Raw genomic sequence first — 21,486 nt, forward strand, 5'->3', positions numbered from 1 at the left:
GCGAATTGTGGGGACTCACAGCTGGCCCCATCGGCGGATCACGGGCGCGACGCGCTGAACGCCCTGGCGGTACGCGGTGCGCGCGGAGTTGCGCGCGAAATCGCGGACGGCGCGGCGCAGCGCGCTCGGCTCGGCGGGCTCCACGGCGGCGCCGGGCAGCGGCTCGCCCTTCGGGTCCAGGCTGTGCCGGGCGAGGACCCCGGGGAGGTAACCGGGCGCGGTGGCGGTGGTGTAGTACGGCGCGAGCGGGGGCAGCTCGGCCGCGCCGGCGAGCGCGGTGACGCGCTCACGGACGGTGCGGAACGGGTCGCCCTCCGAGGCGATGCCCTGGGCGCGGGCCCACGCGGGGCGCACGCGGGGCACCTGGCCCGCGTCGATGTGGTCCCAGGAGGCGTAGGCGCCGGACCCCAGGAAGTGGTGGTTGCCCAGTGCCTCGCGGATGCCGAGATCGGTGAGGATCGCGGTCGGGATGCCGCGGTGCATGGACTCCAGCGCGGCCGTGGAGCTGACCGTGACCAGCAGGTCGGTGCGGTCCAGCACCTCGCCCATGTTCCCGTAGACGAGCTTGAGGTTCCTGGGCGGGTCCAGCCGGGCGACCAGCTTCTGGTACGGCTGTTCCTCGATGTGCGTGGTGTGCTCACCGGGCTTGCTGCGCAGCTTGACCAGTACCTCGCGGTCCGGGTGGAAGCGGGCGTGGTCCACCGCGCGGCGCAGCAGGTACATGCGGTCCTTGCGGCTGTCCGGGACGGACGGCTGGACGGCGAAGACGACGGTGAACGGCCGGTCCGCGGAGGCCTCGTACGGGTTGCCCTCCAGGAACGGCAGCGCGGTCTCCACGATGGAGCCCGCGTCGGCCCCGACGCCCTCGTACACCGCGCGGAAGCGGTCGGCGTCGTGCGCGCTGTTCGCCAGGACCGCGTCGGCGCCGGAGCGCAGCAGCAGGCCGTCGGCGAGCTTCTCGTAGACGACGCCGACGTAGCCGGTGACGACGACGGGCCGGCGGGGGGTGCCTTCCCACGCGCGGGCCAGGCCGTGCAGCATGGCCTGGACGGTGCCGCCGACACAGGACAGGACGACCACGTCGGCGCTCTCGCGGGTGGTCGTGGCCAGGAAGTCCGCCGCCGTGACCTCGCGCATGGAGTCGGCGGGGATGCCGACCTCGGCGAGCTGGCGCTCGGTCGGCGTCGCACGCCCGCGAAGGAGGCGCGCGTCGAGCCGCGCGTGGGGGGCGATACGGCGAGCCGTCAGCGCACCCCATTTCCATCGGGTGTCCGAGTCGGCGAGGACGGTGACCTTGATCGGGTCGGTGGTGGTACTTGCTGGCACGCCGCAAAGTTAGGAAGACATTCCTAGCGGGCGCCCAACGCCACGCCAACGGACGGTTAACAACACGCCGCCGGATGAAGAACCAGCACGCCAGGCTGACGCATTCACAAACCCGACACCCCACGTTCACCAAAGAGCCTGCGTCGTGTCAGCACGACGGGCACCGGGAGTCATAGGGTGCGCCCCGTGAGTAAGCTTTCCGTCATCGTCCCGTTCTACAACGTGCAGGCGTTTGCTCCTGACATGTTGAGAAGTCTCCGTGCGAACGCCCGGCCGGATTTCGAATTCATCCTGGTGAACGACTGCGCCACGGATGAGACGCCGAAGATCCTCGAGCGCGCCCTGCCGGACCTCCCCGGGGCGAGACTGATCTCGCACGAGCAGAACGGCGGCCTCGCCACCGCCCGCAACACGGGCATCGACGCCGCCACGGGCGAGTACGTGACCTTCCTCGACGGCGACGACTGGCTGGCCGAGGGCTACCTGCCGCAGCTGCTGGACGCCATCGAGACCCTCGGCACCGACTTCGTCCGCACGGACCACGTCGTCTGCCACGGCCGCAAGCGCACCGTCGCCCGCGTCCCGCACGGCCGCCGCGGGGTCTCGCTCGACCCCCGCGGGGCGATCCTGCCGCCCGACCGCACGACCTCGGTGGACTACCCGTACGCCTGGGCCGGGATCTACCACCGCCGGCTGGTCGACGCCGGGCTGCTGCACTTCCCGGACGGGCTGCGCACCGCCGAGGACCGGCCGTGGATCTGGCGGCTGCACCGCGAGGCCAAGAGCTTCGCGGTCGTCGGCCTGCTGGGCGTCTTCTACCGGCGCGGGGTGGCCACCTCGCTGACGCAGATCGGCGACGTCCGGCAGCTGGACTTCATCCGCTCCTTCGACCAGGTGCTCGCCGAGACGGCGACGGACCCGGAGGCGGACCGCTTCATGCCCAAGGCCGTGCGCACCTACTGCGCGGTGATCTCGCACCACCTCGGGGCCATGGGCCGCTACGAGCCGCAGGTGGCCCGTAAACTCAAGGCCATGAGCGCCGCCGCCCTGAGGCAGATGCCGCAGGACCTCCTCGCCGAGGCCCTTGACTCGATGGACATGGAACGCAGCCTGCGCCTGCGCCGGCTGCTGCGCCGGCGTATCGGCGGCGGGGCGGTGGCCGCGTAATGGGCCGTACCCAGGTCTTCCTGGCGGCGGGCCTGACGGGCGTGGCCGCGATGGCGGCCGCGCTGGACGCGGGACTGCTCACCCCGGCCGACCGGCGGCTGCTGGTGATCAGCAACAACGCCCCGGTGCCCGAGATCTCGCCCGCCGCGGACGCGATGGCTGGCTTCGAGGCGCTGCGCGGCCGCTTCGACCGCGTGCTGTCGTGGAACGAGGCGATCTCCCCGCTGCACCCGCGCGGCTGGACCCCGCGTCCGGACGACGTGCCGATGTGGGAGCGCCATCTGCGGCGGCTGTGGGACCTCGGCGACGACGACGTGGAGCTGGTCGTCGAGTCGGTGCACATCGACCCGGCGCTCGCGCTGGTCACCGCGTTCACCGCCGCGCCGGTCGTGGCGTACGCGGAGGGGCTCACGGCCTACGGCCCGACCCCCAACAAGCTGGAGCCGCTGGTCTCCACGCGTATCGGCCGGCTGCTGCACCTGGGGCTCGTGCCGGGACTGCGCCCGCTGATGCTGACGGAGTACGGCGTGCCGGAGGAGGTCGTCCCCGCCGAGGCGTTCACCAAGGTCCTCGCGGAGGTCGCCACGGCCGCGGAGCTCACCGCGGACGGCGGCACGCCGGCCAGGGGCGGCGCGCTCCTGCTCGGCCAGTACCTGTCGGGGCTGGAGATCCTCAGCGACCGGCAGGAGGAGGAGCTCCACCTGCGCATGCTGCGCGCGGCCGTCGCCGCCGGGCACCGCACGATCGTCTTCAAGCCGCACCCGACGGCTCCCGCGCACCGCGCGGGGCAGCTGGAGCGCGAGGCGGCGGAGCTGGGCGCCGAGCTGCACGTGGCGGATCCGGCACTGCCGGCCGAGGCGCTCTTCCAGAGCATCCGCCCCGAGCTGGTCGCCGGCTGCTTCTCGGCGGCGCTGTTCACCGCGTCCACGCTCTACGGGCTGCCGGTCGCCCGGATCGGCACCGAGACGGTGCTGGAGCGCTTCTCGGTCTACGCCGACAGCAACCGCGTGCCCGTCACCATCGCCGACCGCCTCCTGCCCGACCTGGCCGACGCCGCCGCGGTGGCCGGCTGGACCCCGCCGGCCGCCGAGCGCGTCGCGTCCGAGGTCGGACCGCTGCTGCGCGCCGTCGCCTTCTGCATGCAACCGCAGATCTACGCGTCCCTGCGCAACGAGACCGCCGCCTATCTGTCCAACCGCCTCAACTCCGGCAGCCAGCGCTACTTCACCCGGCGCCGGCTCAGCAGGCTCGCCCTGCCCGGCGGGGTTCCGGCCCAGCTGGCCTTCCTGCCGAACAACCCGGCCGTGCGCCGGGCGGCCCGCCGGCTGCGGCACGTGGCACGCCGCTGACCCCCGCGGACGGGGCGCGTCAGCGCGCCCCGTCCGGTGCGAGGGTCTGTACGACACCGGCGACGAGGTTCCGCAGGCCGGTCTCGAAACGGGCCTCGTAATTGCCGAACATCTCCCCGCTCACCGCTCCCAGCAGCGGGTACTCGGCACCGAGCCGCGCCCGGCGCTCCTCGGGGTCGTAACGTTCGTCGCGCTCGCCGGGGACCGGCTGCACCGCCTGCTCCTCGATCACGAAGCCCACCGTGAAGGTGTAGGCGGTGAACCAGGCGTTGAGGGCGTTCTCGACGGTGAACCCCTGCGCCACGAAAGCGCTCATCCACCGCTCCAGTGACGCCGCGTGCGTGTCGTCGGTCAGATGGGTACCGCTGAAGACCCGGGCACCGTCGCGGTGGGCCGGCTGGGCGTCGGCCACCGCGGGGGCCCGCTCACCACCGAGACCCGCGACGGCCTGGCCGGCGATCGCGCGCCGGACGCGCCGCTCGCCGACGGCGGCCGGCTCTTCGACGTCTTCCGCGGCCCGCACTTCACCGTGCCGGCGATCGGCGCGGAACCACCCGCCGCGCTGCCGGGGTTCACCCGCGCGCACCGCGAGGAGTCCGGCGGCGCCGCCCACCGGGCGTACGGCGACGGCCTGTTCGTCGTCCGCCCGGACGGTTACGTGGGGCCGGCCACGGACGATCCCCGGCAGGTCGGCGGGTACCTGGCCCGTTTCGGCGGCTGAGCCCGCCTCAGAAGGCGTCGACTGGGACGTAGGTGCCCCAGACCTCGCGCAGCGCGTCGCAGACCTCGCCGACCGTGGCCCGGGCGCGCAGCGCGTCCTTCATCGGGTACAGCACGCCCGCCCCGCCCGGCCCGCTCTCCGCGGCCGCGCGCAGCGCGCCCAGTGCCGCCGCGACGGCCCGCCGGTCGCGCCGGGCGCGCAGGGCGGCGAGCCGCTCGGCCTGGGCGGCCTCGATCGCCGGGTCGACACGCAACGGCCGGTACGGATCCTCCTCGTCGAGCCGGAAGCGGTTCACCCCGACGACGACCCGTTCGCCGGAGTCGGTCTCCCGCGCGATCCGGTAGGCGTTCCGCTCGATCTCCGACTTCTGGAAACCGCGCTCGATGGCGCCGACCGCGCCGCCCATGTCCTCCACCCTGCGCATCAGGTCCAGCGCCGCCGCCTCGACCTCGTCGGTCATCGTCTCCACCACGTACGAGCCGGCGAACGGGTCCACCGTCGCCGTCACGTCGGTCTCGTAGGCCAGCACCTGCTGGGTGCGCAGCGCGAGCCGGGCCGACTTCTCCGTGGGCAGTGCGATGGCCTCGTCGAAGGCGTTGGTGTGCAGCGACTGCGTGCCGCCGAGCACCGCCGCCAAGCCCTGCACGGCCACCCGCACCAGGTTCATCTCGGGCTGCTGCGCGGTCAGTTGCACGCCCGCCGTCTGGGTGTGGAAGCGCAGCATCCAGGACCTGGGGTTCCGCGCCCCGAACTCCTCGCGCATGACGCGGGCCCAGATCCGGCGCGCGGCACGGAACTTGGCGACCTCCTCCAGCAGCGTCGTCCGCGCGACGAAGAAGAACGACAGCCGGGGCGCGAAGTCGTCCACGTCCATGCCGGCGGCGACGGCGGTGCGGACGTAGGCGATGCCGTCGGCCAGGGTGAAGGCGATCTCCTGCACGGGCGAGGCCCCGGCCTCGGCCATGTGGTAGCCGGAGATGGAGATCGTGTTCCAGCGCGGGATCTCGGCACGGCAGTAGCGGAAGAGGTCCGCCACCAGCCGCAGGGAGGGACCCGGCGGGAAGATGTAAGTCCCGCGGGCGATGTACTCCTTGAGCACGTCGTTCTGGACCGTGCCGGTGAGCCGGTCCGCGCGGACCCCCTGCTCTTCGCCCACCAGCTGGTACATCAGGAGCAGCAGCGCGGCGGGCGCGTTGATGGTCATGGACGTGGAGACCTCGCCGAGCGGGATGCCGCCGAACAGCACCTCCATGTCCTCCACCGAGTCGATCGCCACCCCGACCCTGCCGACCTCGCCGTGCGCGAGCGGGGCGTCGCTGTCGTGGCCCATCTGCGTGGGCAGGTCGAAGGCGACGGACAGGCCGGTCGTGCCGTGGGCGATGAGCTGCCGGTAGCGGGCGTTGGACTCCGCGGCGGTGCCGAAGCCGGCGTACTGGCGCATCGTCCAGGGGCGGGTGGTGTACATCGCCGGGTGGACGCCGCGGGTGAAGGGGTAACCGCCCGGCTCGCCGAGCTTCTCCGCCGGATCCCAGCCGTCCAGTGCGGCGGGACCGTAGACCGGATCGATCGGCAGACCGGATTCGGACTCGCGTGCCATGCGTCATCCTCCAGGGAATCGCCCCCTGGTCCCAGTGTGCGCGGATTTCCCGCGATGTTGGCGCAACTACATGCCAGGGAAATCAGTCCAAGGGGATACCGGTTCTCACAGGGGGATGACAGACATGGCACTCATATCGATCGCGCGATCACGCGCGGCCGCGGTGGCCGCGGCACTTCTCACCGGGGCGCTGCTGGCCGGCTGCACCGCCCACGCCACCCAGCCGGTGGCAGCCCAGGGCCCGTCCGCGTCGTCGGCCGGCGGGGACAGCCCGAGCCCGGCACCGTCCACGAGCACGAGCACCTCGCCGGCCCCGACGCCGGCCCCGAGCTCGACGCCGTCCACCGCGAAGCCCAGCCCGTCCGGCACGCCGAAGGCCCCGCACACCGCGCGCACGGCCGTGGTCGTGGGCCCCGGCAGCAGCAGCGCCCGCGTACGCGAACTCCAGGCCCGCCTGCGGCAGCTCGGGCTCTTCGACCGGGCCCCCACCGGCTACTACGGCAGCGTCACCGCGAGCGCGGTCCGCTCCTTCCAGGGCAAGCACGGCCTCGCCGCCTCCGGCTCCGTCACCAAGTCCACCTGGACCACTCTCCGTTCCCTCACCCGGCAGCCCTCCCGCGCCGCGATGTACCCGCCGACCACCAACCCGGTCGCCAAGCTGGACCCGCGCTGCCTGAACGGCCGCGTCCTGTGCATCAGCAAGACCAGCCGCACCCTGGCCTGGGTGATCGACGGCAAGGTCGTCTCGGCGATGGACGTCCGCTTCGGCTCCCAGTACACGCCCACCCGCGAGGGCACCTTCAGCGTCTTCGCCAAGAGCCGCCACCACGTGTCGACGATCTACCACACGGCCATGCCGTACGCGATGTTCTTCAGCGGCGGCCAGGCGGTGCACTACTCCGCCGACTTCGCGGCGCGCGGCTACGCGGGCGCGTCCCACGGCTGCGTCAACGTGCGGGACGCCGGCAAGATCGCGGCACTCTTCGACCAGGTCCGGATCGGCGACAAGGTCGTCGTCCACTGGTGAACGCCCACGGCCGGCCGCTAGGGCCGGTCCCCGGCGAGCAGCGCGTCCAGCGCGCGCCCGAACACCCGTCGGCCGGCCCACGCCGTGGGCCGGCCGAACGCCTTCGGAAGCCCGCGCACCCGCAGTTCCTCGCGCCACACGATCCGCGACCCCGGCCCGGGGTCCCGCGGCCACACCTCGATCTCGGCCCAGCCCAGCACGACCGCGCCGCGCTTCTCCAGCCGGCACCGGCCCGGCCCGCCACCGGCGTCCGGCGGCTCCCAGCGCACGATCTCCATCGGGTCGGCAAAGGACAGCGGGCCGACACCGGTCCGCGCGATGAAGCCCGTGCCGCCGTCGCGGACCTCGACCGTGGTCAGGGGGACGTGGGCGGCGTGCCGTTCCCAGTCGGTGACCCGGCGCCAGGCCTCGGCGGGCGGCAGCGGCGACTCGCGCTCGACGCGGAAGGCGGGCACGGAGGTCGTGGTCACGAGGGCAATCTATGCCGCCGCGGGCCGGAGAGCGGGGACGCGGGCAGGGCGGGGGGAAAGCGCCCCGCCCACGTCTCTCGTTGGGGGCCCGGTACGGGGAGACCGGGCTGCCCCTCGACCGATGACCAGTCGGTCTACTCGTTAAAGCGCCCAGGGGGCCGAAAGTGTCACTCGCCCCGCGGAGGCCTCACGTGCTCCGCCGGGACGCGTGGGACGGCCCGCAGGTGTCACTGCCCGCCGGCGCGGGGCGAGTGCCGCTCACCGAAGCGGTGATGGCCGCCGGAACGGTTCTTCCCGTTCCCCTTTCCCGCGTGGTGCAGCCGGCCGGGGGCGTCGTCCTTCGGGCCGGCGACCTTCGGGCCGGCGTCGCCCGCCCTGCCGACGCGGCGGCCGTGCGGCCCGAGCACCGCGGCGCAGTAGCGCCGCACCATGGGCTGGCCGCCGCCCGCGGCCTTGCGGAGCTGCTTCCAGACCTGCTCGTCCGTCTTCCCCCGGCGCCAGCCGGCGGCCGCGTAGGCACGGCACAGCGCCGTCGGACCGGTCATCGCCCCGGGCGGCGGCACGGAGACCCTCGGCGCCCCGGGCGCGGCGGGCGCGCCACCCGGCACGGTGCCCACCGGGACGCCGCGTCCGGACCGCGAGGGCGCGGGCGGGCGGGGGGAGACGGCCGGGGTCGCCGGACGGGTGCCGCCCGTCGCCTGCGGCGCCGCGCCCTGGGTGTGCACGGGGGCGGGCGCCTCGTCCCCACCGCCCAGCAGCACCGGCAACGCGCCCGCCGCGGCGGCGAGGGCCACCCCGGCGACGGCCGCGGTGGCCAGCAGGGCGCCGCTGAAGGCCCTGGCGGTACGGCTCTTGGGCCCACCGGAACGCCGGCCCGCCGCGTCGCGGCCTCCGTCCCCGCCGCCCTCCTCGTTGCCGCGGCCGCCGCCGACGGGCGACAGCTCGGGACCGCCGTCCCGCGCGTCCCGGAAGGCGGCGAGGGCCGCCTCCTCGCGCGCGGGGTCGAGCGCCGCGGGTACGGCGGCCGCGGCGAGCGTCCGGGCCAGCGCCGCGGCCCGCGGGTCCGTCCATGCCGGGCCGGCGGTGTCGTTCTTCGCCGCCCCGCGCAACAGCCTTTCGGCGGTGGTGTCGTCGAGCCAGTCCTGTCCCTTGTTATCGCTCATCTCATGTCCTCAAGCGCTCGAGACGCCGAAAACGTCACACTTGACGACCCGTCGTCGGATTCCAGCAGTTCAGCGAGGCGCCGCAGGCCGCGGCTGGTGGCCATCCGCATCGCCCCCGGCCGTTTGCCCACCACCGCGGCGGCGGCGCGGGAGTCCAGCCCCATCACGACGCGCAGCAGGACCGCCTCCGCCTGGTCCCGGGGAAGGGCCGCGATCGCGGCCAGCGCGGCCCCGGTGCCCACCGCGGCCACCGCCTCCTCGGCGGTGTCGGAACCGCCGGGCCGGTCGAGGAGCTCCTCCACCCCGGCGGCGGTCAGCGGACGGCGGCCCACGGCCCGCAGGTGGTCCAGCGCGCGGTTGCGGGCGATGCGCGCCGCCCAGCCGCGCAGCGCGTCCCCGTCGCCGTGGAACGACGACAGGTCCCGGGCTATCTGCAGCCACGTCTCCGATGCCACGTCCTCGGCGTCCCCCACGCCGACCAGCGAGCGTACGTACTGCAGCAGTTGCGGTTGCACCGCTCGGTACACGAACCGGAAGCCGTCCTCGTCCCCCTCTTGCGCCGCGCGTACCGCGGTCGCCAAATCCACGTTCGAGCCTCCCCCTTGGAATCGCGCACCATACTGCCCCATGCGGCGCGTTCCGACAGGCCCTGGGGGGCGGCTACTCACGGGTCACAAAGCTGACGAAAACAGCCGCGCCACCGCCGGGACCACGTCGGGCCGACGCGGTTCCCGGGAGGGGGTGTGACACTTTCGGCCCGCAGGACGCTGAACAAGACAGAAGCGGCCGGAGACGCTCCTGTGGGGGGAGGCGGACTTCGGCCGCTTCACCTGCGACGGCGACCGTCCGGCCCCCTCACCCTTGCCGCCGGAGCCGCGAATTCCCGCCAGCTCCCTCCGGGCCGGCCCGGGTCCCGCAATGGCAGGCGCCTGCGGGCCGCGCGGCTTCCGGCACGACCCCGGCCCTCGTCGCAGGCACCGCAGCACGGCGGCGCCGGCCGCGGCACCCCCGGGCGTGGGAAACCGGCGCGCGGAAGGGGCGTTCCCGGCCGCGCCCGGTCGGCGCCCCGCGCTCGCCGCCGCCCGAGTGCCGGGCACCGCGGGGCAGAGCGGCGCGAACCGCCGAAGGCAGTGTGCGGCATGACACCGGGGACTCGGCCGGCACCCGTCCGGCCGAACGGAGCCCGGGAATCCCGCGTGTGGCGCGGAACCCCCGCCGGCGGCGCCGGCAGGCACCGTCACCCCCGTTGGAGGACGTGACTGCTCCTCCGTTCGGGTGAAAGCGGCAAGCCGATCCCGCCGGGGCCGGACTCGCCGCCCGTACGAGGTCCGCCGGCCGGCGCCCTCCGGCGACGGGCGCGGGGTGGCAGAAGACGCGGATCGCAGCGGAGGATACGGTGCGGCCGCCCCCTCGCCGGCCGCGGGACCGGGGCCGCGGCGCGCACAGGACCGGCGGGCGACGCGGCGGCAAGCGCGGCCGTGCCGGCCCGGGCCGCCGCCCGCTTCGCCCGCATGTGCCATATGACCTGACGTTGTGTCCGGATGGCGCACCCCGCCGTGCGGGCCCTCGACGGACGTGCACTTTCGTTCCCGTACGGGTGAAATTCGCGCATCCGTCGTACAGTGCCGAACATACGCCGATACGGTGGCGCTCACGCGCCGTCCATTCCCACGGACGCCCCACGCGTCACCGTCGGTTCCCTCGGTCCCCATACCGCCCGCACCGCCCGCAGTACCGCGCAGTCCCCCCACCCCGCAGTCCCCCGCAGTTCCAGGAGAGCACCGCTGACCAGCGACACTCCGTCCGTCCCGCCGGCGACACCGCCGCTGCTCCCGCCGCAGTCCCGCGGCGGCGCCGACCGGACGGCCCGGACGTCCCGCCCGGCCCCGCAGCCCGGCCGCCCGCGCGGCGGACTGGACGGCTTCAACGACGCCCCGCCCGCGATCGCCGAGGCAGCCCTGCTCGACTGCTGCGGCAGCCTGCGCTGGGCCCGCCGGGTCGCCGCCCACCGCCCCTACCCGGACGTGGACGCGCTGCTCGCCGCCGCCGACGAGGCCGCCTACGACCTGTCCCCCGCGGACCTGGCCGAGGCCCTCGCGGGCGAGGCCGCGGGCGCGCCGCCGGACATCGCCCCCACCCGCGGCAGCCTCGCCGCGCACACCGCGCTGCGGGCCGCCCAGGCGGCCTACGAGGCCCGGTTCGGCCATGTCTTCGTCGTCAGCCTGGACGGCGTCGACCCCGACGAGACCCTCGGCCTGCTGCTCGCCTCGCTCCGCCGCCGTCTGGGCCACGACCCCGACGAGGAACGGGTGGTCGCCGCCGAGGAACTGCGCCGGGTGACCCGCGCGCGGCTGGCCCGCCTCGCGCGCGGGGACGATCCGGTGGGACAAGGGGTTCCCGGTGGATACACCCACCCGTGCGGGATCGATCACACCTGACGGACCCGGCAGGACGTAGCCGACAGGCCGTCGCTACGATGGCCAGGGCCGGAGGACCGTACCCGGCCGGGCCCGACCGACCAAACGAAGCCGGCAGGCCCTTCACCGCTCCCGGAGGGTTTTTTTCCGTGCCGGCTGGAACGTTGTACCGCGGCCGGGAAGGCATGTGGTCATGGGTGGCTCATCGTGTCACCGGTGTCCTCATCTTCTTCTTCCTGTTCGTCCATGTCCTCGACACCGCGCTGGTGCGCGTCTCCCCCGAGGACTACGACAAGGTCGTCGACACCTACAAGCAGCCCATCGTCAGCCTTCTCGAGTACGGGCTGGTCGCCGCTGTCCTCTTCCACGCTCTGAACGGCCTGCGCGTCATCGCCGTCGACTTCTGGTCCAAGGGCCCGAAGTACCAGAAGCAGATGCTGTGGTCGGTTGTCGGAATCTGGGTCGTCCTGATGATCGGGGCCATCTACCCCGTCCTCGGTCACGCCGCTCGAGTGCTGTTCGGGAGCTGAGTCCATTCATGTCCGCAACAGACCACGTGGAGCTCAGCTCCTCCAGCGCCGCGTACAGCCCCGAGAACCCGGCTCCGTACATCGAGGCGCCGCGCTCCCGTTCCCAGCGCACGCCGCGCGCCACCCGGACCAACTTCGAGCTGTACGGCTGGCTGTTCATGCGCCTGTCCGGCATCGTGCTCGTGGTCCTGGTCCTCGGCCACCTGCTGATCCAGCTCGTCCTCGACGGCGGTGTCACCAAGGTCGGCTTCGCCTTCGTGGCGGGCCGCTGGGCGTCCCCGTTCTGGCAGACCTGGGACCTGATCATGCTGTGGCTGGCGATGCTGCACGGCGGCAACGGCCTGCGCACCGTCATCAACGACTACGCCGAGCGGGACAACACCCGGTTCTGGCTCAAGATGCTGCTGTACACGGCGACGGCGTTCACCATCATCCTCGGCACGCTGGTGATCTTCACCTTCGACCCGAACATCCGCTAGCCGGGCTGGACAGGGAAGCGACCCCTCATGCAGATCCACAAGTACGACACCGTCATCGTCGGCGCGGGTGGCGCCGGCATGCGCGCCGCCATCGAGGCGACGAAGCGCAGCCGCACCGCCGTGCTGACGAAGCTCTACCCCACCCGCTCCCACACCGGCGCGGCCCAGGGCGGCATGGCCGCGGCCCTCGCGAACGTCGAGGAGGACAACTGGGAGTGGCACACCTTCGACACGATCAAGGGCGGTGACTACCTGGTCGACCAGGACGCCGCCGAGATCCTGGCGAAGGAGGCCATCGACGCGGTCCTCGACCTCGAGAAGATGGGCCTGCCCTTCAACCGCACCCCCGAGGGCCGGATCGACCAGCGCCGCTTCGGCGGCCACTCCCGCAACCACGGCGAGGCCCCGGTCCGCCGCGCGTGCTACGCGGCCGACCGCACCGGTCACATGATCCTCCAGACGCTGTACCAGAACTGCGTCAAGGAGGGTGTGGAGTTCTTCAACGAGTTCTACGTCCTCGACCAGCTCCTCGTCGAGGAGGACGGCGTCCAGAAGTCCGCCGGTGTGGTCGCCTACGAGCTGGCCACCGGCGAGATCCACGTCTTCCAGGCAAAGTCCGTCGTGTACGCCTCCGGCGGCACCGGCAAGTTCTTCAAGGTCACCTCCAACGCGCACACCCTCACCGGTGACGGCCAGGCCGCCGTCTACCGCCGCGGTCTGCCGCTGGAGGACATGGAGTTCTTCCAGTTCCACCCGACGGGCATCTGGCGCATGGGCATCCTGCTGACGGAGGGCGCCCGCGGTGAGGGCGGCATCCTCCGCAACAAGGACGGCGAGCGCTTCATGGAGAAGTACGCGCCGGTCATGAAGGACCTCGCCTCCCGCGACGTCGTCTCCCGCGCGATCTACACCGAGATCCGCGAGGGCCGCGGCTGCGGTCCCGAGGGCGACCACGTCTACCTCGACCTGACCCACCTGCCGCCGGAGCAGCTGGACGCCAAGCTCCCGGACATCACGGAGTTCGCGCGCACCTACCTCGGCATCGAGCCCTACACGGACCCGATCCCGATCCAGCCGACCGCGCACTACGCCATGGGCGGCATCCCGACCAACGTCCAGGGCGAGGTCCTCTCGGACAACACCACGGTCGTCCCGGGCCTGTACGCCGCCGGCGAGGTCGCCTGCGTCTCCGTGCACGGCGCCAACCGCCTCGGCACCAACTCGCTGCTCGACATCAACGTCTTCGGGCGCCGCGCCGGCATCGCCGCCGCGGACTACTCGGCGACCGCCGACTACGTCGAGCTCCCCGAGAACCCGGCCCAGCTGGTCGAGACCCAGGTCGAGACGCTGCGCGCCTCCACCGGCAACGAGCGGGTCGCCACGCTCCGCAAGGAGCTCCAGGAGACCATGGACGCCAACGTCATGGTCTTCCGCACCGAGCAGACCATCAAGACCGCGGTCGAGAAGATCGGCGAGCTGCGCGCGCGGTACAAGAACGTCTCGATCCAGGACAAGGGCCGGCGCTTCAACACCGACCTGCTGGAGGCGATCGAGCTCGGCAACCTGCTCGACCTCGCCGAGGTCATGGCGGTCTCCGCCCTGGCCCGCAAGGAGTCCCGCGGCGGCCACTACCGCGAGGACTACCCGAACCGCGACGACGTCAACTTCATGCGGCACACGATGGCGTACCGCGAAGTGGGTGCCAACGGCACCGATGCGATCCGTCTCGACTACAAGCCGGTCGTGCAGACCCGCTACCAGCCCATGGAGCGTAAGTACTGATGAGCACCGCGACCCTCGACAAGGTCGAGGCCGAGGCCCAGGCCTCGCCCTACATCACCGTCACCTTCCGCATCCGCCGGTTCAACCCGGAGGTCTCCGCGGAGCCCACGTGGCAGGACTTCCAGCTCGAGATCGACCCCAAGGAGCGGGTCCTCGACGGCCTCCACAAGATCAAGTGGGACCTGGACGGCACGCTGACGTTCCGCCGCTCCTGCGCCCACGGCATCTGCGGCTCCGACGCCATGCGCATCAACGGCCGCAACCGCCTGGCCTGCAAGACCCTGATCAAGGACATCAACCCGGACAAGCCCATCACGGTCGAGCCCATCAAGGGCCTGACGGTCCTGAAGGACCTGATCGTGGACATGGACCCGTTCTTCCAGGCCTACCGGGACGTGATGCCCTTCCTGATCACCAAGGGCAACGAGCCGACCCGCGAGCGCCTGCAGTCCCCCGAGGACCGCGCGCGCTTCGACGACACCACCAAGTGCATCCTGTGCGCGGCGTGCACGTCGTCCTGCCCGGTGTTCTGGAACGACGGCCAGTACTTCGGTCCGGCGGCCATCGTCAACGCCCACCGCTTCATCTTCGACTCGCGTGACGAGGCGGGCGAGCAGCGTCTCGAGGTGCTGAACGACAAGGACGGCGTCTGGCGCTGCCGCACGACGTTCAACTGCACGGACGCCTGCCCGCGCGGCATCGAGGTCACCAAGGCCATCCAGGAGGTGAAGCGCGCGCTCATCACGCGCCGCTTCTGATCCCGCCTCCCCGGCCACGCCCGAGGGCCCCGCACCCGTTTCCCGGGAGCGGGGCCCTCGGGCGTTCACGCGGTCAGCGCGTTCTCGATCTGCCTGCGGGTGACCGTGTGGCCGACGCACCCGGCGAGCCTGCGCAGTTCGGCCTGCCCGGCGCCGTCCGCGAGCCGGGCCAGAGCGCGCACGCCGGCGCCGGCGACGACGTTCTTGACCGGTGACCGTTCGACCAGGGCGCCCAGGGCGCGGACCGTCTCCGGGTGCGGCGGCAGCGCCGGGGACGACAGCAGCCAGGCCAGACCTCGGACGCCGGTGACGTTCCAGGAGTCGTGGCCGCTGTCCCCGGCGCTGCCGCCATGGGTCGCCAGGGCGAGCCATGGGGTGACGGTCCTGCGTACGGTCTCGGGGTCGATGCCGTCCAGGATCGCCGCGGCGGCCCGGTCCCAGCGCGCGCTGGGCGCCGCCTTGGCGTCGCGCAACCACGGGATCAACCGCCGCCAGGGCCCGCCGAGGTGCGGCAGTTCGGCCAGCACGCGGTCGGACCAGGGTTCGCCCGGGTTGAGGGGCGGCTCGGGCAGCCGGTCCAGGAGGACGGCGGCCCAGTCCAGGCAGCCGTCGTACGCGGATCTGCGGAGCAGCCCGACCACCTCGCCGGACAGCGGCCGCCCCGCGTCGAGCAGGGCCTCGGCGAGAGCGGGCAGTTCATCGCTGGTGCCGGAGAAGTACCATCGCCGCGCCCAGCCCTCCAGGAGGGTGTTCCACTCCTCGCACCACACCGTGCGCGGGAAGCCCCGCGAGATCACGGCCAGCAGCACCATGCCCTGCCTGCGTGCGTCACCGCCGAGGCCGTGCGCACCGATGTGCTCCACGACGACCCCGGCCAGGGCCCGGCGCCGCTCCTCGGGCATGGCCCGCAGGACGGCCGCTGTCCGGTGGCCCTCGCCGTCGCTCCGGTGCAGCAGCCGGCCGGCGAGCTCGGCCGGCTCTCCCTCCGCGGCGAGGCGGGAGACGAGGTCGACCCGGCCCGGGTCCTCCCAGGGCGAGGGGTGGTAGGTCCGCACGCGGCTCACAGCTGCCTCACGATCGTGGGGTCGGTGATCCGGTCGTCGTGGGCGAGCAGCGCGGCCTTGCCGAGGACGGCCGACAGCATGCGGTCGCCCTCGTGGGGCAGCCAACTCGGCTGCGTGCCCTGAGCGGTGGCCGGGGCGACGGGCAGGTGGCGGTCGTCGGGCAGCAGCACCTGGGCGGAACCGAGGTGGATCCGGTAGGTGTGGCGGACGCCGCGGACGTGCAGGAAGCGGCCCTCGGTGCGGCAGCGGTCGCCCAGGGCGAGGCGCGGCAGCAGGCGGGCCAGTACGTCGCGGCGGGCCACCGCGCCGGGGCCGAGCTCCCCGAAGGCGCTGGAGGCCCACAGGGCCCGGTCGTGGCCGCCGGGAGGGGCGGCGGCACCGCCGATACCGGCGGCCTCCACGAACAGGCCGATGTCGCGCGCCACTTCGCTGACGACGAGCGGCGGCACGCCGGCGGACCCGAGCGGGTGGAACCGCGGCCCGCCGAGGCCTACGACCCGGTCGCCCGTGAACCGGACGACGTCGACCGGCAGTTCGGCGCGCACGCCCCACTGCGGCAGGTCGCGCGTGAGCGCGGTGCGATCGCCGCCGTGAGTGGGCCGCCAGCCGAGGGCGGCGGCCCGGTCGTGCAAAAGGTCCTCGCGCACCAGGTGCACCGAGAGCGGTTCACCGCCGCCGACCTCGCGGTAGGCCTGCGGGAAGGGCTGCGTGATGCCGTGCCGCTCCAGCCGGTCCCGCCAGGCGGCGACCTCCGCGTCGTCCCGCCCGAGGGGATGCCACAGTTCCACCGCGACGCCCGCGCCGACCGGTGCCCCCGTCAGCGTGCACAGGGCGCCGTCCGTGTGGGCGCACGCCACCCCGTCCACGGTCCACAGCAGGCGCCGGGCGAGGGTGCCCACGAGCGGATGGTCGAGATACCGCTCCCGCCAGTCGCCGTACTCCCAGGGGCGGCGCCGCAGGAACGCGCGCTCCAGCTGTGCGGCCTGGGCCGCCAGTGCCTGTTCGATCTCGCGTACGGCCGCCCGCAGCCGTCCCAGCTCCCCCGCCTGCTCGCGCCGTACGCACGACGGGATCCCCCGCACGGCCCTGCCCGCGGTGTCCCGCCAGTCCACCGCGACCTTCCCGCCGCGCACCACGAGCTCGGCGCTCGCTCCGCCCAGCCGCCACACGCCCCGCCCCGGGCCGCTCAGCCCGTACGCGGGAACGGCCCGTTCCGCTTCCCCCACGACCGTTCCAGTCCCCATGTCCGCGAGCGTAGAGAGGGGGACTGACAGCGGCCCCCCGGTCCGCCACCGTCCGAACGAGTGCCACTTTCAGCCGGGACCCGCCCCCTGTTCCCCCTCGGGGCGGCATCGCTTGTACGGTCTGCGGGTGCGCGACTTCCCCCACATCTCACGTCGCGGCGCGCTCGGCTTGGCAGCGGCCGCCCTCCCCTCCGCCCTTGCGGCGTCACGTCCCGCCGCGGCCGCCACCAGATCCGTGGTCGGCGGCGCCCGCCTCGCCCTCTCCGGGGTCCAGGTCGACGGCGGGGCGCCGGATCTGCCGGAGACGAACTCGTTGTCGTGGGTCGTGGCGGACGCCGGCTCCGGCGAGGTCCTGGCCGCGTACAACGCGCATCGCAGGATGCCGCCGGCGAGCACGCTGAAAATGCTGTTCGCGGACACGGTGCTGCCGAAGTTCGACCGGGCCATGCGGCACAAGGTGACGGCGGAGGACCTCGCGGACATAGGAGAGGGCAGCAGCCTGGTCGGGATCGAGGCGGGGATCACGTACACCGTCGAGCAGTTGTGGCTCGGGGTGTTCCTGCGGTCGGGGAACGACGCGGTCCACGTGCTGTGCTCGATGAACGGCGGCGTGGACAAGACGGTGCGGGAGATGCGGGCGCGCGCGCTGGAGTTGCAGGCGAACGACACGCACGTGGTGAGCCCGGACGGCTACGACACGCCGGGGCAGCTGTCGTCGGCGTACGACCTGACGCTGTTCGCGCGGGCCGGGCTGCGCGATCCGGACTTCCGGGACTACTGCCGCACGCAGGTGGCGCACTTCCCCGGGGAGCGCGGCAGCACGTTCGAGATCCAGAACACCAACCGGCTGCTGGGCCGCTACACCGGCGTGATCGGCGTGAAGAACGGCTACACGACGAACGCGGGCAACACCTTCACCGGTGCGGCGAAGCGCGACGGCAGGACGCTGCTCGTCACCGTGATGCACCCGGAGTCGGGGTACGACGAGGTGTACAAGGAGGCCGCCGCGCTGCTGGACTGGGGCTTCGGAGCGACGGGCCGCGTGACGCCCGTCGGGGCTCTGGTGCCGCCGCTCAGCGAGCTGAAGTCGTCCCCCCGGCCGCGCGGCGGCGAGGTGAGCGCGAGCACGGCGGCGAAGGGCTCCGGGTGGTTCGGCCCGGGAGCAGGGGCGGGGCTGGTGGCACTGGTCACGGCCTTCGTCCTGGCGATCCGCAGGCGGCCCCGGCCGAAGATCGCGGCGGGGGGCGGCCGCCGCCGAGCGGGCGGCGGTACCCAGGCCGACCCGCGGACCGGGGCGCGCACCGCCGCACGCGACACGGAGCGGGCCGGCGGACGGCGACGGCGCTCCTCCTGAGGGGCGCCGGGCGCGGCGCGGGCCCGCGCTAGTTGCGGGCGACCCACACCCGGTTGAGCTGTTCCTGGTAGTAGAACGGCGTCAGCGCGAGCGCCGGCGCGAGCAGGACGCCCTTGAAGCCGGAGACCGAGCCGGCGAGGCCGGCGCGCCGCTGGGCGCGGGCGATGCGGCAGCCGGTGTTGTAGAGGGAGATCGCGGCGGGCACCAGCAGCAGGGCGCCGAGGGAGACCGCGAGGACGGCGAGGGCGGGACGGACCCTGATGCCGGGGTCGAAGTCGCGCAGTTCGCGGTTGGCGCGGTAGTACCAGATCAGCCAGTACACGCCGAGGGTCGCGGTGCCCAGGAGCCAGACCCGGCCGGGGCGGCGCAGCGCGCCCGACGGCGTGGCGAGGTACCTGCGGGTGGTGACGGGGAAAGCCGCGATGACCGGACGGGTCAGGGTCCGGTAGCGGTCCTCGTGGTACATGCTGCCCCCGAGCGATATGCCGGCGAAGGTGGCGTGGAAGGCAAAGCTACTCGGCGGTTCGGCCGAGTGTCAGGGGTCGGCGGCGACATATTCCGCACAGACTCCCGGGTCAGGATATGGCGATGGCGTGTACGACATGTACGGGGCGGCCGCTCCCGCTCACTTCGCCCCGGTACGGCCCGCCTCGCCGCCGCCCGTCCCGCCGCCGCCCGCTTCGCCGCCCGCCTCGGCCACGGCCATGACGCGGCGCAGCAGGTCGGACAGCAGTCTGCGCTCCCCCGCGTCGAGGGCCCCGAGCAGCCGGTACTCCTCGTGTCCCAGGACGTCCATCGCGCCGAGCCAGGCGGCGTGGCCCTCGTCGGTGAGCTCGACGTCGATGCGGCGGCGGTCGGTGGTGGAGTGGGTGCGGCGGACGTAGCCGCGCCGTTCGAGGCCGTCGACCCGGCCGGTGACGGAGGCGGGGGCGAGGTCGAGGTCGGCGGCGAGTTCGGAGGGGGCGGCGCGGCCGCCGCGCCCGGCGAGGGCGTGCAGGGTGTGGAACTCGTGCCCCTGGAGGTCGAAGTCGGCGAGCGACTGCTCGCGGACCCTGTGCAGGTGGCGGGTGACCAGCTTCATGCGCGTGACGGCGCCCTCGATGTCGGGGTCGAGGTCCGGCAGGACGGGCAGCCAGCGCTCGACGTGGCCGTCGGTCCAGTCCCGTTCCGTCCGGGTCGTGCGCGGTGGCTCGGCTGTCATGGCCGAAATCCTACGGCACCGTAAATTTCGGTGGCGAATCTTTCGGTGCCGAAATACATTGCGGGCCCATGACACCCACGCACCCGCTCCGGCTCCGCGCCTTCCGCCTGTTGTTCACCGGACGCGTCCTGTCCCTCCTCGGGGACGGGGTCGTGCCCGCCGCGCTGGTCATCGCCGTGACCCGGGTGACCGGCGACGTCTCCGCCCTCGCGCTCGTCCTGGGCTGCGCGATGGTGCCCCGGCTGCTGCTCCTGCCCCTGGGCGGCGTGGTCGCCGACCGGTTCGACGCCCGCCGGGTGGCACTCACCACCGATCTCGTGCGCTGCGCGGCGCAGTTCCTGGTCGGGGCCGAACTGCTCGGCGCCTTCGGCGACGGTCCGGTCCTGGCGCACATCGCCGTCGCGGAGGCGGTGGGCGGTGCCGCCTCGGCCTTCGCCATGCCGACGCAGGCGCCGCTGGTGGCCGGCATCGTGCCCGGGTCCGGCGGGGGCGAGGCCCGCCGGAAGGCCAACGCGCTGATGGGCGTGGCCAACAGCGCCACCCGGCTGTGCGGGCCCGGACTGGCCGCGGCGCTGATCTGGGCCGCGGGGCCGGGCCTGGCCTTCGTCCTGGACGCGGCCTCCTTCGCGGTGAGCGCGGCCCTGCTGACCGCGGTCCGGGTCGAGCGCGTCCCGCTGCCGCGGGCCTCGGTGCTCACGGACCTCAAGGAGGGCTGGGGCGAGGTGCGTTCCCGCGACTGGTACTGGACGAGCCTGGTGGCGCACGCCACGTGGAACGGTGCCGCCGCCGTGCTCACCACCCTCGGCCCGGCGGTCGTGATCAACAGGCTCGGCGGCGAGGGCGTCTGGTTCTGGGTGCTGGAGGCGGGCGCGATCGGTCTGGTGCTCGGCTCGCTGCCGGCCGCCCGGCTGCGGCCCCGCCGGCCCGTGATGGTCGCCAACCTGGGGCTGGCGACGTACGCGCTGCCGCTGGCGCTGCTGGCCGCGGCCGCCCCGGCGCCGCTGCTGATCGCGGCCTACGGGATCGCGCTGGCGGCGCTCGGCTTCCTCACCCCGGTCTGGGAGACCGTCGTCCAGCAGCAGGTGCCGCCGCACGCGCTGGCGCGGGTCACCTCGTACGACTGGCTGCTGTCGCTCGCCGCGATGCCGGCCGGTTACGCGCTCGCGCCGCCGGCCGCGGCGGCGTGGGGCAGCGCGGTGCCGCTGTGGGTGTGCGCGGCGCTGGTGGCGATCGCCTGCGTGGCGACGGCGGCGGTGCCGGGCGTACGGGAGGTCGGCACTTCCGGACCCGCTCCCTCCACTTCCCCCGTGACCCCCGAAACCGCCGGAAAGCCTGGCCCGCAAGCGACTTGAACGTGTTCAAAAACAGGTCTACAGTCAGTCCCGCAACGGGTTTTGAACACGTTCAAACAAGGGTGGGACCCATGGACCTCACGGTCGTCGCGTATGTCATCTACCTGCTGGTCAGCATCGCGCTGACGGTGTGGGTGGCCCGGACGCTCAGCAGGGCGGGCAAGGTCTTCCTCGAAGACGTCCTCCACGGCAACGAGAAGCTCGCCGATGCCGTCAACCACCTCCTGGTGGTCGGCTTCTACCTCGTCAACCTGGGCTTCGTCGCCCTCTACCTGAAGAACGCCGACGCGGTCGACGACGCCCGCGGCCTCTTCGAGGCCCTGTCGGTCAAGCTCGGCGTCGTCCTGCTGGTGCTGGGCGTGCTGCACCTGGGCAACGTCTGGGTCCTCAACAGGATCCGCCGCCGCGGGGTGATGGACCGCGAGCAGATCCCGCCGGTCGCGCCGCAGGGCTGGACGCCCCCGGCCGTCCCCGGGGTGTGACGG

General features: G+C 73.3%; 22 protein-coding genes. 12 read left to right on the top strand and 10 right to left on the bottom strand.

Annotated elements, in window-relative coordinates; genetic code table 11:
• Positions 1-15: 15 nt before the first annotated feature.
• A complete protein-coding gene (locus ACIP64_RS03145) occupies positions 16-1,326 on the bottom strand; it encodes a DUF6716 putative glycosyltransferase (RefSeq protein ID WP_401581011.1) in 1,311 nt (436 codons plus the stop codon).
• 186 nt (positions 1,327-1,512) lie between these two features.
• Here ACIP64_RS03145 and ACIP64_RS03150 point away from each other — a divergent pair, with 186 nt between their 5' ends.
• Together ACIP64_RS03150 and ACIP64_RS03155 are read left to right on the top strand one after the other, a co-directional pair.
• The gene (locus tag ACIP64_RS03150; RefSeq protein WP_401581013.1) at positions 1,513-2,493 is read left to right on the top strand and encodes a glycosyltransferase family 2 protein; all 981 of its coding nucleotides are present in this window, start codon (positions 1,513-1,515) and stop codon (positions 2,491-2,493) included.
• Positions 2,493-3,842: a polysialyltransferase family glycosyltransferase gene (locus ACIP64_RS03155; RefSeq protein ID WP_401581015.1), complete on the top strand. Its 1,350-nt coding sequence runs from the start codon at positions 2,493-2,495 to the stop codon at positions 3,840-3,842. Before ACIP64_RS03150 ends, ACIP64_RS03155 begins: the two co-directional genes overlap by 1 nt.
• 19 nt (positions 3,843-3,861) lie before the next feature.
• Here the strand turns inward: ACIP64_RS03155 and ACIP64_RS03160 are convergent, their stop codons facing one another.
• Entirely contained in the window at positions 3,862-4,254 is a 393-nt protein-coding gene (locus tag ACIP64_RS03160) for a TetR/AcrR family transcriptional regulator C-terminal domain-containing protein (protein ID WP_401581017.1), read from the bottom strand.
• Here ACIP64_RS03160 and ACIP64_RS03165 point away from each other — a divergent pair.
• The gene (locus ACIP64_RS03165; RefSeq protein ID WP_401581184.1) at positions 4,198-4,563 is read left to right on the top strand and encodes a hypothetical protein; all 366 of its coding nucleotides are present in this window, start codon (positions 4,198-4,200) and stop codon (positions 4,561-4,563) included. The two genes, ACIP64_RS03160 and ACIP64_RS03165, sit on opposite strands and share 57 nt — an antisense overlap.
• A 7-nt stretch (positions 4,564-4,570) precedes the next feature.
• On the opposite strand, the gene ACIP64_RS03170 is transcribed toward ACIP64_RS03165, so the two are convergent.
• Complete coding sequence (locus ACIP64_RS03170) at positions 4,571-6,160, bottom strand: methylmalonyl-CoA mutase (protein ID WP_401581019.1); 1,590 nt, start codon at positions 6,158-6,160, stop codon at positions 4,571-4,573.
• A 124-nt stretch (positions 6,161-6,284) separates the two neighbouring features.
• Between ACIP64_RS03170 and ACIP64_RS03175 the strand changes: the two genes are divergently transcribed.
• A complete protein-coding gene (locus ACIP64_RS03175; protein WP_401581021.1) occupies positions 6,285-7,187 on the top strand; it encodes a L,D-transpeptidase family protein in 903 nt (300 codons plus the stop codon).
• 17 nt (positions 7,188-7,204) lie between these two features.
• Here ACIP64_RS03175 and ACIP64_RS03180 read toward each other — a convergent pair whose 3' ends face one another.
• The 3 genes from ACIP64_RS03180 to ACIP64_RS03190 form a co-directional block, all read right to left on the bottom strand.
• Positions 7,205-7,642: an SRPBCC family protein gene (locus tag ACIP64_RS03180; protein WP_401581174.1), complete on the bottom strand. Its 438-nt coding sequence runs from the start codon at positions 7,640-7,642 to the stop codon at positions 7,205-7,207.
• A 242-nt stretch (positions 7,643-7,884) separates the two neighbouring features.
• Complete coding sequence (locus tag ACIP64_RS03185) at positions 7,885-8,820, bottom strand: hypothetical protein (protein WP_401581023.1); 936 nt, start codon at positions 8,818-8,820, stop codon at positions 7,885-7,887.
• A complete protein-coding gene (locus ACIP64_RS03190) occupies positions 8,817-9,449 on the bottom strand; it encodes an RNA polymerase sigma factor (protein WP_401581025.1) in 633 nt (210 codons plus the stop codon). Before ACIP64_RS03190 ends, ACIP64_RS03185 begins: the two co-directional genes overlap by 4 nt.
• A 993-nt stretch (positions 9,450-10,442) precedes the next feature.
• Between ACIP64_RS03190 and ACIP64_RS03195 the strand changes: the two genes are divergently transcribed.
• From ACIP64_RS03195 to ACIP64_RS03215, 5 genes are all read left to right on the top strand, one after another.
• Positions 10,443-11,258, top strand: a complete 816-nt coding sequence (locus tag ACIP64_RS03195; protein ID WP_401581026.1) for a 2-oxo-4-hydroxy-4-carboxy-5-ureidoimidazoline decarboxylase — start codon at positions 10,443-10,445, stop codon at positions 11,256-11,258.
• A 128-nt stretch (positions 11,259-11,386) separates the two neighbouring features.
• Positions 11,387-11,767 (top strand): succinate dehydrogenase, cytochrome b556 subunit, encoded by a 381-nt coding sequence (gene sdhC, locus ACIP64_RS03200; protein WP_319658631.1) that lies wholly within the window; start codon positions 11,387-11,389, stop codon positions 11,765-11,767.
• An 8-nt stretch (positions 11,768-11,775) separates the two neighbouring features.
• Positions 11,776-12,246, top strand: a complete 471-nt coding sequence (locus ACIP64_RS03205; protein ID WP_401581028.1) for a succinate dehydrogenase hydrophobic membrane anchor subunit — start codon at positions 11,776-11,778, stop codon at positions 12,244-12,246.
• Between the two features lie 27 nt (positions 12,247-12,273).
• Positions 12,274-14,028 (top strand): succinate dehydrogenase flavoprotein subunit, encoded by a 1,755-nt coding sequence (gene sdhA, locus ACIP64_RS03210; protein ID WP_401581030.1) that lies wholly within the window; start codon positions 12,274-12,276, stop codon positions 14,026-14,028.
• On the top strand, positions 14,028-14,786 hold the full coding sequence (locus tag ACIP64_RS03215; RefSeq protein ID WP_401581032.1) for a succinate dehydrogenase iron-sulfur subunit: 759 nt from the start codon (positions 14,028-14,030) through the stop codon (positions 14,784-14,786). Before sdhA ends, ACIP64_RS03215 begins: the two co-directional genes overlap by 1 nt.
• Positions 14,787-14,851: 65 nt before the next feature.
• On the opposite strand, the gene ACIP64_RS03220 is transcribed toward ACIP64_RS03215, so the two are convergent.
• Both ACIP64_RS03220 and ACIP64_RS03225 read right to left on the bottom strand, forming a co-directional pair.
• Complete coding sequence (locus ACIP64_RS03220) at positions 14,852-15,850, bottom strand: hypothetical protein (RefSeq protein ID WP_401581033.1); 999 nt, start codon at positions 15,848-15,850, stop codon at positions 14,852-14,854.
• A complete protein-coding gene (locus ACIP64_RS03225; RefSeq protein WP_401581034.1) occupies positions 15,847-17,094 on the bottom strand; it encodes a DUF4132 domain-containing protein in 1,248 nt (415 codons plus the stop codon). Before ACIP64_RS03225 ends, ACIP64_RS03220 begins: the two co-directional genes overlap by 4 nt.
• Positions 17,095-17,221: 127 nt before the next feature.
• On the opposite strand from ACIP64_RS03225, the gene ACIP64_RS03230 reads away from it, so the two are divergent.
• Positions 17,222-18,448: a D-alanyl-D-alanine carboxypeptidase family protein gene (locus ACIP64_RS03230; RefSeq protein ID WP_401581036.1), complete on the top strand. Its 1,227-nt coding sequence runs from the start codon at positions 17,222-17,224 to the stop codon at positions 18,446-18,448.
• Between the two features lie 28 nt (positions 18,449-18,476).
• Here ACIP64_RS03230 and ACIP64_RS03235 read toward each other — a convergent pair whose 3' ends face one another.
• Entirely contained in the window at positions 18,477-18,914 is a 438-nt protein-coding gene (locus ACIP64_RS03235) for a DUF4234 domain-containing protein (protein ID WP_401581038.1), read from the bottom strand.
• 159 nt (positions 18,915-19,073) lie between these two features.
• Positions 19,074-19,649, bottom strand: a complete 576-nt coding sequence (locus ACIP64_RS03240; protein WP_401581039.1) for a MarR family winged helix-turn-helix transcriptional regulator — start codon at positions 19,647-19,649, stop codon at positions 19,074-19,076.
• A gap of 68 nt (positions 19,650-19,717) precedes the next feature.
• Between ACIP64_RS03240 and ACIP64_RS03245 the strand changes: the two genes are divergently transcribed.
• Positions 19,718-21,001: an MFS transporter gene (locus ACIP64_RS03245; protein ID WP_401581041.1), complete on the top strand. Its 1,284-nt coding sequence runs from the start codon at positions 19,718-19,720 to the stop codon at positions 20,999-21,001.
• A 71-nt stretch (positions 21,002-21,072) separates the two neighbouring features.
• Positions 21,073-21,483: a hypothetical protein gene (locus ACIP64_RS03250; protein ID WP_401581043.1), complete on the top strand. Its 411-nt coding sequence runs from the start codon at positions 21,073-21,075 to the stop codon at positions 21,481-21,483.
• Positions 21,484-21,486 lie beyond the last annotated feature (3 nt).

The sequence above is a fragment of the Streptomyces sp. NPDC088733 genome (genome assembly GCF_044751185.1).
In the GTDB taxonomy this organism is placed as follows: domain Bacteria; phylum Actinomycetota; class Actinomycetes; order Streptomycetales; family Streptomycetaceae; genus Actinacidiphila.

Excerpts from the sequence above, each read along its gene's own strand:
- ACIP64_RS03165 (WP_401581184.1), top strand. The coding sequence starts at position 4,198 with ATGGGTACCGCTGAAGACCCGGGCACCGTCGCGGTGGGCCGGCTGGGC.
- ACIP64_RS03250 (WP_401581043.1), top strand. The coding sequence starts at position 21,073 with ATGGACCTCACGGTCGTCGCGTATGTCATCTACCTGCTGGTCAGCATC.
- ACIP64_RS03205 (WP_401581028.1), top strand. The coding sequence starts at position 11,776 with ATGTCCGCAACAGACCACGTGGAGCTCAGCTCCTCCAGCGCCGCGTAC.
- ACIP64_RS03190 (WP_401581025.1), bottom strand. The coding sequence starts at position 9,449 with ATGGGGCAGTATGGTGCGCGATTCCAAGGGGGAGGCTCGAACGTGGAT.
- ACIP64_RS03155 (WP_401581015.1), top strand. The coding sequence starts at position 2,493 with ATGGGCCGTACCCAGGTCTTCCTGGCGGCGGGCCTGACGGGCGTGGCC.
- sdhA (WP_401581030.1), top strand. The coding sequence starts at position 12,274 with ATGCAGATCCACAAGTACGACACCGTCATCGTCGGCGCGGGTGGCGCC.
- ACIP64_RS03245 (WP_401581041.1), top strand. The coding sequence starts at position 19,718 with ATGACACCCACGCACCCGCTCCGGCTCCGCGCCTTCCGCCTGTTGTTC.
- ACIP64_RS03185 (WP_401581023.1), bottom strand. The coding sequence starts at position 8,820 with ATGAGCGATAACAAGGGACAGGACTGGCTCGACGACACCACCGCCGAA.
- ACIP64_RS03240 (WP_401581039.1), bottom strand. The coding sequence starts at position 19,649 with ATGACAGCCGAGCCACCGCGCACGACCCGGACGGAACGGGACTGGACC.
- ACIP64_RS03225 (WP_401581034.1), bottom strand. The coding sequence starts at position 17,094 with ATGGGGACTGGAACGGTCGTGGGGGAAGCGGAACGGGCCGTTCCCGCG.
- ACIP64_RS03215 (WP_401581032.1), top strand. The coding sequence starts at position 14,028 with ATGAGCACCGCGACCCTCGACAAGGTCGAGGCCGAGGCCCAGGCCTCG.
- ACIP64_RS03235 (WP_401581038.1), bottom strand. The coding sequence starts at position 18,914 with ATGTACCACGAGGACCGCTACCGGACCCTGACCCGTCCGGTCATCGCG.
- ACIP64_RS03170 (WP_401581019.1), bottom strand. The coding sequence starts at position 6,160 with ATGGCACGCGAGTCCGAATCCGGTCTGCCGATCGATCCGGTCTACGGT.
- ACIP64_RS03175 (WP_401581021.1), top strand. The coding sequence starts at position 6,285 with ATGGCACTCATATCGATCGCGCGATCACGCGCGGCCGCGGTGGCCGCG.